Raw genomic sequence first — 13,044 nt, 5'->3', positions numbered from 1 at the left:
TCAGGGTTGATAACTGTGACGTTTAAAATCACTTAGACGAACTAACATCCGCTCCACTGCATCCTAAATTTTGACTTAGTGATGAAAAAGGCTCAGTTGCTCTTCATTTTCACTGGCATCAGTTAAACCTACAGACAAACCAATCAAGCGGACTGGTGAACCGTGACCACTTTCCCAACAACGATGTACTAAGTCTGCAAGTTTTTGATGACAAAGGTGAGTTGCTTTTGCTTCACGCTCGACACTTTGGAAATTGGTAAAACGGACTTTTACCGATAACCTCGAAATCTTTCGTTTCGAAAAAATAATAGATTCTCTGGTCATCAACTCAGGTAGCAAATCTTTTAGCAAAACATTCACAGCCCTATCAACTGCATATAAATTTTTAGGTAATGTTCGTTCGATGCCTACCGATTGCTTTTCTTTTTGAACGACCACATGTGCCCTATCAACGCCCTGACACCTCCACCAAAGTAGCTCACCATTGCGACCGAACAACGCCTTTAGTTGTTGCAGTGGAGCACTTTGAATGTCTGCCCCCGTAAATAAACCAACTGCTTTCAGTTTTGCTAATGTTGACGGTCCGACCCCAGGAATTTTATCCAACGTTAGTCTGCTGATGAAAACACCTATTTCATTCGGCGGGACCACGCAAAGTCCTCCGGGTTTATAAACATCAGAGGCAATTTTTGACAGAAATTTAAGTGGTGCAACCCCAGAGGAGACCGATAGGCCTATACTTTCTTTTATGTCTAATGTGATGGCTTGAGCTAACTTTGTAGCGCTTCCCCCAAACATTGTCGAGTCAGAGACATCGAGATACGCTTCATCCAAGGAGGGCATTTCAATCTTATCTGTGTACTTTAGGAGCAACTCCTTCATCTCTGCACTAACGCTTCTGTAAAGCTCCATCCTTGCAGGGAAAGTAATTAAGTCCGGACAAATAATGAAAGCATCAGAGAGCAACATTGCAGAACGAAGCCCGGCAGCACGAGCGGGATAGTTGCAGGTAGCAAGAACCGGAGACCTGCTGACAGTTCCAATAACAGCCACCGGATTATGACTTATCTCAGGCCTGTCTCGAATTTCTACAGACGCGAAGAAAGCGTCCATGTCTATGTGTATAAACTTGTGCAACAGGAGTCTCCACAAAGTAAGACCAGCCCTTTCAACAAGAGGCTGGTTGAACTGTCGAAAAAGGCTTGTTTAAGAATCGAATTGTTTGCAAAGCTGATTTACACAACACTCGGAGCACTTCGGTTTTCTGGCTGTACACACTTGCATACCGTGTTGTATTAGCCATTCATGGGCATGTTTTTTGTAAAATGACGGTGTAACAAGATTGATCTTGACAGACGCCTCTTCAGCCGACTTAGCCTCAACAATGTTTAAGCGATTCAGGACACGAAGTACGTGTGAATCTACGGCTATCGTGTCCTTAGAAAAGACAAAATTGAGCATTAAATCTGTTACTTTGCGGCCTACACCTCGGAGCTTCATCAGCTCTTCTCTAGTTTCCGGAATCTTACCATTGTGAACTTCGAGGATCTGTCGTGCCATCACCTTGAGATTAACTGTTTTCCTGTTGTAGTGTGCTACAGGCTTAATTAATTGTCTTAGTTCTTCATCATCAAGTGCCAGTAGTTCTTCGAAATTAGAGACTCTCTGATACAAGGGGACACAAGCATTTACGACTCTTTTAGTTATAGTCAGAGTTGATAGGCATCCAGAAACAATACTTCTAAAAGGAGTGCTCGACAAACCATTTGTCATCCAAGGATCATCTGTGTTCTCGAACGTAGGATAGGTCTGGCTTAGTATTTCATAGATTTGAGCAATTTCAGTACTTGATGCTAACCCTTGTTGATTCAACTTATTCACAACGCCTCCGAAAAATGGACTGTTCAGTCCATTTTGTCGTTTGTTGCAGATTTTGTCAATTCAAACCTAGAGACTATTAATCAAACCTTTAGCATTTAACAGAACAATTACATCTGACACATGGTCACAGATATGCTCTTTTGAGTTTTCTGGGAGACAGCCAAAAGCAGCTTGAAAGCATAAAGGTTGAATTACTAACTCACAAAACCTTACTGCAATTTCTCTGAGATGCTCATCATCGCGACTTTCTAAGAAAGTTTTGAGAGCGAATTCTACGTAATCTACCGAGCCAGTGAGGCTCGATTGATAGGCCTTTTGAGCCAGCTGCGGAAAATTAAGAGCTTCCGCCGCAGTAATTCTGATAAAAGCAATACATCTGTCAGCGAGCATGCCAGCAGCAAGCTTCTCACCAACCTGTTGAAGACAATCGTTAAGATTGCCATATTTTGGAGCTTCACCTAATTCAGTAAACAATGTTCTTATTGAACGTTGAACCACAGCAGAAAATAAACTTTCTTTGTCACCAAACCTCAGGTAAAAAGCAGATTTACCGCAATCTGAAACACTCAAAATCTGACTAATCGAAGTTCTACCATAGCCCTGGCTCATGAATAGGTCAGTGGCACAGGCTAAGATCTTTTCTTCAAATAACCCCGCTTCACTGGCTTTTGGGCGACCCTTTTTCTTTATTGTCATAATGCTTAACGAACTCTATGCTAATTGAAATACGTACTTGTCTACATGATACTAAATTTATGTTAATAGAAAGAGAAATGAACCAAGAGAAGGTTAGCCTTCCACAATGCAACGCCTTTTCAAAGTATACCTCCTCATTCTTTTTGTAGTGGCAGATTTAAGTCGCTTAGCCAATTACCTAAACCCAGATCTGAAAAAGCTCCAGTCGAAAGGCATCACTTCCGTACGTTCACGAGTCACCAACCTAAACAGCTTGTATCCGGCTATTGATCATCAACTCGTCTGTGACGCCATTGTCGAAGCGTTTTGTGAATACTTCGGCGAAGTACCAGTCATAGAAGAGATTTCCCCTGAAGCCTTTCCAGATTTACCTGGCTTTTTGGAAAAATTCGCTCAGCAACAAAGCTGGGATTGGAATTTTGGTAAATCACCGCAATTTACCCACACGTTAGACGAACGCTTCAAATGGGGCGGCGTAGAAATTCACCTCGACCTGAACAACGCGAAAATTACCGCCGCGAAAACCTTCACCGACAGCCTTTTCCCTGATCCAATTGAACTGCTTGCAGAAAAACTGGTTGGCGTGACTTACCGACCAGATGCCATTGCAGATTGTATTGACTCGCTCATTGAAAGCTATCCAGACCATAAGGCCGATTTAGAAGAGATGAAAGAGTGGTTGGTGAAGGCGGTTTCTTAGGTTAAAACCTACGTGAATAGATCTATGAGCCGAATAAACGATTTATTCGACTCATAGATCGTAAAATTAATCTTCTATCTTAATTTCTTCTAATGGTTTGCCATCATGTAGCCTATGCATTACTCGGATATGATGCTTTCTATAGGTGACAAAGCCGAAGTATGTCTCAGAGTAAAGTATAAAAAGTGCAATGATGCTTACTGATGCAGATATAAACCTTATGTGCTGGGTGCTAGATAGTTGAGTTGTTTGAGCGTATTCAATTCCTGCGGCTATTATTGTCAGAATTAAAGGAAAGCCATGAAGGTATTTTAATGCCGTTATATAAGAGTGATGTCCCCAAATGATTTTTATGTTGAAAAACATAAAGCAGGGTATTCCAATGAGTATACTTACAATAAAGGCTATATCCGACTCGATATTAAAGCTTTCTCCTATTTCAGAGTATGTAATTGATATGGAATAGATACTTAAAATAGTGACAATTAGGAAATATGTTACATATTTTAATGGAGGGTATGGGGTTATGAAATCTGAATCATGCGTTTTAGGCTGACCTCCATGAGTAAGTTTTTTCATTAAGATCCTATGGTTATTTGTATTTATACAGCTAGGTTGGGTAGTAATATTGAATTAAAATGAAGCTAATATTGTCTCATATTTATAATTTAATCGAATGCAACTTAGTCTTCGATCTCAATTTCTTCTAGTGGTTTCCCATCTCGTAGTTTATGCATAACACGAATATGATTTTTTTTATAAGTAACAAAGCTAAAGTAGGTCTCAGAATATAGGAGATATAAATTAAATGCATTCATACATATAACTATAATTTGAACTCCCAAAGAATTTTTCACGGACGTGTTTGTTGTTAATCCTGAAATTATTTCAAATACTAATAATAAAAATACAACAGCGTTGATCTTTTTCAAAGTTATAATATAAGAATGATTGCCCCATGCAATTTTCATATTTACAAATATAAATAGCGGGACTATTGAAAATATAGTGATAAAATATTCAGCGGTGGCTGTTAAGTTAAAGTGTTTGAGTATCATTCCTGAAGTTAATGAAGCAGTTATTATAGTAAATATTGTTACTGCTAGGAAACATACAGTAAACCTAAGTGGAGGGAGAGGAGATAGGAAGTCTGAGTCATGTGCTTTTAGCTTATTTGTCATGAGCATTCTCCCACACACCAATTGTCATTCCATTTACAGCGCCGGATAGGGCGCTGCCTGTGAAAGATAGACTTGCACCTATAGCGTCTTTTAATTGATTTACATATGTTCTTTTTATCCCAAAATTAGAATAACGTTTGGGGTATGTTCCTGATTGCATGTACTTTTTTAAAAGAGTGTTATTTACGTTAGGATTTTGCATGCGGATTACTTCTTCTGTGAGCCTTTTTCGGTCGGCTCTATTTAACCCTTTTAAGGTATCAATATAGCTTTTACCTGTGCTTTTTTTAGTTAATTTAGCTGCTTTTATTGTCATTGCGTACGATGTTCCAGCCCCTGCGAGTGAAATTACATCAAGAGCATAGCTCATAGTCACGTACCATTGATTGGAATCTAATTCATCATTTGTTTCTGCGTTCCCAGAAATTTCATTGTAAGTTCTTAATCCACCGTTTACGCACTGTATAGTGCTTGCAATAGCTGCTGATGTTGATAAATAGGTTAGTGGTGAAGTTGTTCCTGCTGTTAGGGGGATAGTTCCTGCAGTGCCGATAACTACTAGCCAGCTCAAAGCAGCAGCTCCACAGCTTAAGGCAGCACCAGATACTTCTAAGACTAGATTTCTTTCTTTGGGATTATCTTGGTTTTGCTTTAAATATGAGGCGAACTCTTCAGGTGACATGTTTTTATAAGGCTCACGAAGAATTACATAGATAGGATCTAGTCTGCATACATTGCTAAAGGGACGGAGTTCTATGATATTTAGGTTGGAGTCAATGTATCTGACTCCTGCACCTGATAGCGCATATATTTTGTCAATCTCATTAAAAAGTTTTTTTAGATCGATATTCAACTCTATTTTTTTCTTAAGTTGGTCGCGCTGGAAGGGTGTCATAAAGCCTATCATAGATTCATTCCTTGATCTTTTTCTAATAAGTTACGATATTTTACGTCAACTTGAGGTCATTTCAACCTTGTTGTTAGTCTTTTAAAGCGAATTCATTTTTTCTTAGCGGAGAATAGCAAAACAAAAACACCAGCCGAGGCTGGTGTTTTTAATGTAATGATAGAAAGTCTAAGCCGCTCTTTTTTAGTTAAGCCTGAGCTTTCTTGAACGCTTTGATCAGTGCTTGAGTAGAAGCATCCAGTGCGCTGTTGTCACTGTCGCTGACTAGACGGTTGTAGATGTCTGTTCCCAATACTTTGCCGAGCTCTACGCCCCATTGGTCGAATGAGTTGATTCCCCAAATTGTGCCTTGTACAAAAGTACGGTGCTCGTAGAGGGCGATCAAGGCACCAACAGTGGCGGGTGTCATTTTATCCGTTAGTAGGGTGTTGCTTGGGCGGTTGCCTTTGATCACTTTGTGTGGCGCGATAGCGGCGATCTGCTCGTCTGTCGCACCTGAATCACGAAGTTCTTGCTGCGCTTGCTCAAGTGTTTTGCCAACCATCAAGGCTTGTGACTGGCTTAAGCAGTTAGCAAATAATTGTGCGTGGTGTTCGCCAATTGGGTTGTGAGACGCCAATGGCACGATAAGGTCCACAGGGACAAGACGTGTGCCTTGATGCAATAACTGGTGGTAAGCGTGTTGGCCGTTGGTGCCAGCGCCACCCCAGATGATTGGGCCTGTGTCTGTTTCTACTCCATCGCCATTCAATAGCGTCGATTTACCGTTACTTTCCATGTCTAGCTGCTGGATGTGAGCAGGCATGGCGCGTAGGTAATGATCGTAAGGAATCAAGGCGTGAGTTTGTGCGTTGTGGAAGTTGATGTACCACACGCCTAATGCGCCCATGATAACCGGTAGATTTTCTTCAAATGGTGCGGTGCGGAAATGCTCGTCCATTTGGTGAGCACCGTCTAGCAATTCGTAGAAGTTGTCCATGCCAACAGCAATGGCAACAGGTAAGCCAATAGCTGACCAAAGTGAATAGCGTCCGCCAACCCAATCCCACATAGGGAATATATTTTCTTCCGCCATGCCGAAGTCGACGGCTTTTTTCACATTGGAGCTCACGGCAGCGAAGTGTTTGCTGACGTCACTTTGTGAGCCGCCGTTGCTTAGGAACCAATCACGCGCTGCGTTAGCGTTAGATAAGGTTTCTAAGGTACCGAAAGTTTTAGACGAGATCACAAAAACGGTGGTTTCAGGATTCACTAGCTTCAGTTTGCCTGTGATGTCTGAACCATCGATGTTCGCCACAAAATGGACTTTAATGCCGTCTTTTTCGTACGGCGTTAAGGCTTCAGCGACAACTTTTGGCCCAAGGTAAGATCCGCCAATACCGATTGAGATGACATCGGTGATGCGTTTGCCTGTGTAGCCTTTCCATTCACCGCTGTGTAGTTGTGCAACAAATTTTTCCATTTGCTTAAGAGTGCTGCGAACTTCTTCTAGTACGTTAACACCATCAACCATAAGGGAATCTTGTGCTTGGCTAGCGCGTAGGGCGATGTGCAATACAGAGCGGTCTTCGGTGTTGTTGATGTGCGCACCGCTGAACATGCCTTTAATTGCTTTTTCTAAGCCCGCTTCTTTTACTAAGTCTGTTAGTAGCCCAAGAGTTTTTTCATTGGTGCGGTTTTTTGCGTAATCCAATGTCCAACCTGCCGCTTGAGTGGTGTATTTCTCGGCACGTTTGGGGTCTGCTTCAAACAGGCTTTTCATGCTAACAGATGCCATTTCTTGTTTGTGCTCTGTTAGTTTCTGCCAAGCAGTTAATTTTGTGGGTGAGCTCATTATAATCTCCCTAGAGACCTTTTCACGACTACTGTGCTCACCAATACTTTGTTAAAAACAGACTCAAAATGCTCATTTATAACCCATAAACTCCGCTTTCTCGTCTGTTTTTGCCTCGTCTTGGTTTTGCTCGTGACATCGTGCAAAGATCTCACCTAGTTTGTTGAAAGTGAATCTAGTTCTACACGCAGGTTATCAATTAAGCGTGCTTTACCTAGATATGCCGCCGTCAATATGACGAGGCGCTTCTCTTCTTCTGATGGTGTTTGTAAATTTTCTTGTGCGCGGATTTCGAAATAATCACGACGGAAACCAGCCGCTTCAAGCTTCTGCTGAGCTTGTTCGCAAATGTCCTCGTGACTCGCACGGTTTTCAATTAGCGCTTCTTTTGCCCATAACAAGGTTTGATAAATTGTTGGGGCGATGCGTCTTTCTTCTTCTGTTAAGTAACCATTGCGCGAACTCATGGCAAGGCCATCTTCGTTGCGCGCGGTATCAACACCTATAATACGTACGTTAGAACTTAGGTCACGTACCATGTCTTGGATGACTTTAAGTTGTTGGAAATCTTTGTTACCAAATATGGCACAGTCTGGCTGAACAATATTAAATAATTTTGTTACTACGGTAGAAACGCCAACAAAATGCCCTGGGCGAGAAGCGCCACAAAGAATGTCAGAAATGCCGACCACTTCGATTTGTGTTTGACTGCGTTTGCCGTCTGGGTACATTTCTAGTGCATCTGGTGCAAATAGGTAATTGCAGCCATTGGCTTCAAGAACGCGTTTGTCTTCTTCCAAGGTTTTTGGGTAACGTTCTAAATCACTTTGATCCGAAAACTGCATTGGGTTGACGAAGATAGAAGAGACAATGATTTCACCTTCTTCTTTTGCTTTGCGAATCAGTGACATGTGGCCGTCATGGAGGTTGCCCATGGTGGGTACAAACACAATACTTTTGTCTTTCAAACGTTCTATTTTAAGTGCGGTACGAAGCTCTGCCACGGTGTGGAATGTTTTCATGATTTGAATCCGTGCTCAGGTCCTGGAAATGTGACGTCTTTAACTTCTTGTACGTAGGCTTCAAAGGCTTCAGTGACATTTCGACCGTCAGTTAAAAAGTTTTTAACGAATTTAGGAGTATGACCTAGATTAATGCCGAGCATGTCGTGCATAACCAGAACTTGGCCATCGGTATGGTGTCCGGCGCCAATGCCGATTGTCGGTACAGGAACGGCTTCTGTCAGTGTTTTGCCCAGTTCTGTTGGTATGCATTCGTACAGAAGGATATCGGCTCCAGCAGCAACAAGGTCTAGAGATTCTTGCAGTAATAAGTCGGCTGCGTCTTGGCTTTTGCCTTGTACTTTGTAGCCACCAAACTTATGCACGGACTGTGGTGTCAGACCTAAGTGTGCGCAAACAGGAATGCCGCGTTGGCTTAGTAGTTTTACTGTATCTGCTAACCAGCTGCCACCTTCAAGTTTGACCATATTGGCGCCAGCTTGCATTAGCTTTGCTGCGTTATCAAGCGCTTGTTCTGGCTTGCTGTAACTCATAAAAGACATATCCGCGAGGATGAAGGCATTGGTATTGCCTCGTTTTACTGCCGCGGTGTGGTAGCACATATCTTCGATGGTAACGGGTAATGTACTGTCTTGGCCTTGTATGACCATGCCTAGAGAATCCCCAACCAAGATAGTTTCAACACCCGCGACGTTCATGACGTTAGTAAACGATGCGTCATAGCTTGTTAGGCAGGTGATTTTTTCTTTAGCCGCTTTCATTTTTTTGAGTGTGGATAAAGTGACTGGTTTGGTGAGTTTTCTTTGTGAGTTATCTGAATACATAATTCATTCTTCTTTGATAAAGACCAAATCGCTGGTATCAAGTTGCTGTAATTGCTCGGTAACGGTTTTTCCATTTGCTAAGAGCATATCAGGCGCTAGGTCGCTAAGCGGCTTTATAACAAACCCTCGTTCTAGCATGAAGGGATGTGGCACGGTTAGCCTTGGTAACTGTATTGTTTGTTGTCCGTACAATAACAGATCTAAGTCTAGGGTGCGCGGTCCCCAATGACGTTCTCTTACTCGACGTTGCGATTGTTCGATGCTTTGTAATAAATCGAGTAATTCGATAGGGGAGAGAGCGGTGTCGAATTTGGCGACAGCGTTAATATAGTCCGGTTGATCCTGTGGACCAACGGGTTTGCTGCCATAAATAGAAGAAACACGAAGATTTTTTAGATCGTCGTGTTTCTTTAGGGCGTCAATGGCGCGATCAAGTTGCGCCACTGGATTTTCAAGATTACTGCCGAGGCCAATATAAGCGTGTATCAAGACGCATCCTCTTACTCGTCAAAGGCTTCACTTTGTGGAGCTGTGTTAGCGGTATTGCCATTGCTCTTTCTGCGACGACGTGGGCGGCGTTTTTTAGGACCTTCGTTGTCTTTAGTGAACGAGTCGATGCTTTTAATTAGATCTCTTTGCTGGCTTTCTGTGCCATGCTGGAATTTTTCCCACCAATCGCCTAATCCATCTAAGTTGGTTCCGCTAAGTTCACGAATCAGTAAAAAATCGAAACCAGCACGGAAGCGAGGATGTTCAAGCAATAAGAAAGCACGTTTGCCGTAGCGTTTTGGTAGTCGGTACTGCATATCCCAGATTTCACGCATTGGCGTAGAGAATCGTCGTGGAATAGCGGTCGATGCCACTTGGTTGTCTAATACCATATTGGCAGCTTGGTGCAATGCTGGTGTTGCTGGCATGCCTTGCGTTTGGAACTCTTCATGACGAAGTGCCACGCTTGGCCAAAGCAGTACAGCGTATAAGAAGTAGGGCGCTGTGGTTTTACCGCTTTGGATGCGGTCGTCGGTGTTTTTTAGACCTTGAAGTATGAAGGCTTCAGGATCGATGTCATTACGTTTCCAGCCGCTTTGCAGTAAAGCGTCAGTATCTGGAAATAAATAACGGAACAAGCCGTACTGGCGCAACAAATGGAACGTATCAATGCCATTGCCGCTACCAAGCAGTTTTAACACTTCTTCAAATAGGCGTGCTGGTGGAATGTGATCTAGCAGGTGAGCCATTTCTTTGATCGGTGCAGCGGTTTCGGCTTCTAGTTCGAATCCTAGTTTGCCGGCAAAACGAATCGCACGCAGCATACGAACTGGATCTTCTTGATAACGCTGACGAGCGTCACCAATGATACGAATCTGTTTGCTTTCAATGTCTTTTAGGCCGCCACAGTAATCGTGAATACTGAAGTCCTTAACATTGTAATACAAAGCGTTAAAAGTGAAGTCGCGGCGTTCGGCGTCTTCTTCAATATTGCCATAGACATTGTCACGCAATACGATGCCGTGGGCAGAGCGAGCAGAGTCTTTGCCTTTCAGGGATTTTTGAGTTGTGCTTTCTTCTGCGGTGTCATCACTGTCATCTTGAGCAGAGTTGGCTCTAAATGTTGATACTTCAATGATTTCGCGCCCAAACGTCACATGGACCAATTTGAATCGGCGGCCAATGAGTCTTGAGTTTGAGAAAATGGTGTGAACTTCTTCGGGAGTGGCGTTGGTAACAACGTCAAAATCTTTTGGCTCTATGCCAATAAGATGGTCTCGAACGCAGCCACCAACAAGAAATGCATCGTAGCCAGCTTTATTTAGGCGATACAATACTTTGACGGCATTTGGGCTTAAGTCTTGTCGAGATAAGCTGTGATCGCTGCGAGGGATAATAATAGGGTAAGTCTGTGCCTTTGGAGAGGCAAACAGTGAGGTAGCTTTACGTACCAGAGATTTTAATCCTGTAAGCATTAGACAACAAATTTTAAAGTTAACGAAAAGGACATTCTACACGTGATGAACTAAAGTTACACGGATAATGGTATTGTTTGAGCAAAATGGGTATGTCGATATAGAAGAGATAACAGAAGCGATTGCTTATTTACTAATCAGTAAATAAAATAATCGCTTTGGATACATGAAGATACTAGTTCCGAAAACAAAGTGGGTGCTGCTTCTGCAGTTCTACTCAGGTTTTATTTTTATTATTGCATCGTTTTCATTGCCCGAAGGCTTGTATATCTAAAAAGATCAATTATCCAAAGCGATTTTCCATCCATAGCCTCAAATTTTTATTTTTATTTGAAGAGGCTACGGTGTTCCTAGTTTTTATTGTTATTTTTAAGAACCTACATACGACGATTAACTTATTTTTATTCTTGGTCAATCTTCTTATCGTTGTGTCATATATAAGGCATTTGTTGTGCCAAAAACAATAAAGTGCTGATTTTGTTGGGTTTTGGCATATTTTTGTACACTTTCTTTACAGTTTTGTGTTTATTTTTTGGGTATTTTGGTAGCAAGTGTTACTTTTCGGTTGTTACTTTTTTGGGTATAGCTAGTTTCTGTCGTCTTTCCCATAAGCTTTTTCTTGATATGCCCAAGGAATGTGCAAGTTGTGTCTCGGTCATCTTGTGTTGGTGCGTAAGGACAAAGTGTTTGAAGTAATCGTCCAGCGTTGTTCCTGTCATTAAATCTTGTTTTGTTGATAGCGAAATATTAGTGCTATTGGGCTTGTTTTGCTGGCTGGCGAGTTTGAGATTAGCTGCTTCAACTCTTTCTGGCGGGCTCAAAATAACCGCTCTTTCGATGGCATTTTCCAGTTCTCGTACATTTCCAGGCCAGTTGTGTGCACGTATGGCTTTATCGAATGTTTGATTGTATTTGTATATTGGCTTGTTGTGTTTTTTACAGGCGTTTTCGAGAAGTATTTGCGCAAGCATGGAAATATCATCTCCCCTGTCCCTCAGTGGCGGCAGGAGGAGCTCCATCACGTAAAGTCGATAGTATAAGTCTTCTCGGAAAAGTCCTTGCTTAACCATTTCTATTAGGTTTCTGTGGGTGGCGGTAATTAATCGAATATTTACTTTGGTTGATTGTGTGGCACCCACCCTGCGTATTTCGCCTTCTTGTAATACTCGTAATAGTCTTGCTTGTGCTTCTAGTGGTAGTTCGCCAATTTCATCTAAGAAGAGCGTACCTTTATCAGCAGCAAAAATTAGGCCGTCATGTGAGGCGTTTGCTCCGGTGAAAGCGCCTTTTTCATGACCGAAAAGCTCTGATTCTATTAGGTTTTCTGGAATGGCGGCGCAGTTGACGCTAATAATTGGATGGTTGTGACGTTGACTTAAGTTGTGAAGTGCTTTGGCAACCAATTCTTTGCCTGTTCCAGACTCTCCTCGGATAAGGACAGTGACATGGGTTTCTGCGATCTTACGCATGTCGCTGAAGAGTTCTTGCATTGGTGGGCACTGGCCGATAATGCCACTTCCGGCAGAGCCTAGAGTGATGGATTCTTCTTCAGTATTGGATTGGTGGGATTGAGCTGTTGCTTCTGAGATTGGTGTGGGGCGATCTTTTTGTTCTAGGGCATTCACAACATGCTTAAGTAGTGTTTCAGAGTCTGTCGGCAGGGGTAGGTAGTAAAGCGCCCCCTGTGCCATGCTGCTGACGCCTGTGCTTAGGCTGGCCTTTGCATCAAGTACGATGCGATTTGGCACGCTAGGGAGTTCTGTGTTGCTTTCGGCGAGATGGTTGATGGCTTCTTGGTCAATCAGCAATAGGTGAAATTCAGACAGTTCATAATATCTATTGGCTTGTTCAAACGTACTGCTGGTGTTTACTTGAAAGCCATATCGAGACAGCCACTTTTCTGATTCTTTAAGTGGGGAGTTGTCTGGGCAAATGATCATAATGCTGTGCATAAAGTGTCACCTCTTGTAACTAATGTAACGATTATACACATGAAGGCTGTTTGGTCGAGATGGACTTGAGTTGAATTAAGGAG

Annotated in this window: 13 protein-coding genes; 1 reads left to right on the top strand and 12 read right to left on the bottom strand. The window is 42.4% G+C overall.

Annotated elements, in window-relative coordinates:
- Positions 1-75: 75 nt before the first annotated feature.
- From dinB to CYL31_RS18900, 3 genes are all read right to left on the bottom strand, one after another.
- Positions 76-1,137: a DNA polymerase IV gene (gene dinB, locus CYL31_RS18910; RefSeq protein WP_212916683.1), complete on the bottom strand. Its 1,062-nt coding sequence runs from the start codon at positions 1,135-1,137 to the stop codon at positions 76-78.
- A 69-nt stretch (positions 1,138-1,206) separates the two neighbouring features.
- Positions 1,207-1,881 carry an endonuclease III domain-containing protein gene (locus CYL31_RS18905; RefSeq protein WP_212916682.1) on the bottom strand — a complete coding sequence of 225 codons (675 nt, stop codon included), beginning with the start codon at positions 1,879-1,881 and terminating at the stop codon, positions 1,207-1,209.
- A 66-nt stretch (positions 1,882-1,947) separates the two neighbouring features.
- Entirely contained in the window at positions 1,948-2,577 is a 630-nt protein-coding gene (locus tag CYL31_RS18900; RefSeq protein ID WP_212916681.1) for a TetR/AcrR family transcriptional regulator, read from the bottom strand.
- Positions 2,578-2,683: 106 nt separating this feature from the next.
- On the opposite strand from CYL31_RS18900, the gene CYL31_RS18895 reads away from it, so the two are divergent.
- A complete protein-coding gene (locus CYL31_RS18895; protein ID WP_249411631.1) occupies positions 2,684-3,277 on the top strand; it encodes a lipoate protein ligase C-terminal domain-containing protein in 594 nt (197 codons plus the stop codon).
- Between the two features lie 66 nt (positions 3,278-3,343).
- On the opposite strand, the gene CYL31_RS18890 is transcribed toward CYL31_RS18895, so the two are convergent.
- The 9 genes from CYL31_RS18890 to CYL31_RS18850 all read right to left on the bottom strand — a co-directional run bounded on the left by CYL31_RS18890 (position 3,344) and on the right by CYL31_RS18850 (position 12,961).
- Positions 3,344-3,856, bottom strand: a complete 513-nt coding sequence (locus CYL31_RS18890; RefSeq protein ID WP_212916680.1) for a hypothetical protein — start codon at positions 3,854-3,856, stop codon at positions 3,344-3,346.
- Between the two features lie 104 nt (positions 3,857-3,960).
- The gene (locus CYL31_RS18885) at positions 3,961-4,458 is read right to left on the bottom strand and encodes a hypothetical protein (RefSeq protein WP_212916679.1); all 498 of its coding nucleotides are present in this window, start codon (positions 4,456-4,458) and stop codon (positions 3,961-3,963) included.
- On the bottom strand, positions 4,448-5,365 hold the full coding sequence (ssp4, locus tag CYL31_RS18880) for an Ssp4 family T6SS effector (protein ID WP_212916678.1): 918 nt from the start codon (positions 5,363-5,365) through the stop codon (positions 4,448-4,450). Before ssp4 ends, CYL31_RS18885 begins: the two co-directional genes overlap by 11 nt.
- A 187-nt stretch (positions 5,366-5,552) precedes the next feature.
- On the bottom strand, positions 5,553-7,199 hold the full coding sequence (gene pgi, locus CYL31_RS18875) for a glucose-6-phosphate isomerase (RefSeq protein WP_212916677.1): 1,647 nt from the start codon (positions 7,197-7,199) through the stop codon (positions 5,553-5,555).
- A gap of 155 nt (positions 7,200-7,354) precedes the next feature.
- On the bottom strand, positions 7,355-8,221 hold the full coding sequence (gene panC / locus CYL31_RS18870; protein WP_212916676.1) for a pantoate--beta-alanine ligase: 867 nt from the start codon (positions 8,219-8,221) through the stop codon (positions 7,355-7,357).
- Positions 8,218-9,045 (bottom strand): 3-methyl-2-oxobutanoate hydroxymethyltransferase, encoded by an 828-nt coding sequence (panB, locus tag CYL31_RS18865; protein ID WP_212916675.1) that lies wholly within the window; start codon positions 9,043-9,045, stop codon positions 8,218-8,220. The genes panC and panB overlap by 4 nt, the downstream gene beginning before the upstream one ends.
- A gap of 3 nt (positions 9,046-9,048) precedes the next feature.
- A complete protein-coding gene (gene folK, locus CYL31_RS18860) occupies positions 9,049-9,531 on the bottom strand; it encodes a 2-amino-4-hydroxy-6-hydroxymethyldihydropteridine diphosphokinase (protein ID WP_212918942.1) in 483 nt (160 codons plus the stop codon).
- A 14-nt stretch (positions 9,532-9,545) separates the two neighbouring features.
- Complete coding sequence (pcnB, locus tag CYL31_RS18855; RefSeq protein WP_212916674.1) at positions 9,546-11,009, bottom strand: polynucleotide adenylyltransferase PcnB; 1,464 nt, start codon at positions 11,007-11,009, stop codon at positions 9,546-9,548.
- Between the two features lie 554 nt (positions 11,010-11,563).
- The gene (locus CYL31_RS18850) at positions 11,564-12,961 is read right to left on the bottom strand and encodes a sigma-54-dependent transcriptional regulator (RefSeq protein ID WP_212916673.1); all 1,398 of its coding nucleotides are present in this window, start codon (positions 12,959-12,961) and stop codon (positions 11,564-11,566) included.
- Between the last annotated feature and the right edge of the window lie 83 nt (positions 12,962-13,044).

The sequence above is a fragment of the Marinomonas sp. A3A genome (genome assembly GCF_018336955.1).
Taxonomy (GTDB): Bacteria; Pseudomonadota; Gammaproteobacteria; order Pseudomonadales; family Marinomonadaceae; genus Marinomonas; species Marinomonas lutimaris.
This window is presented reverse-complemented; position numbering and strand designations above follow the sequence as displayed.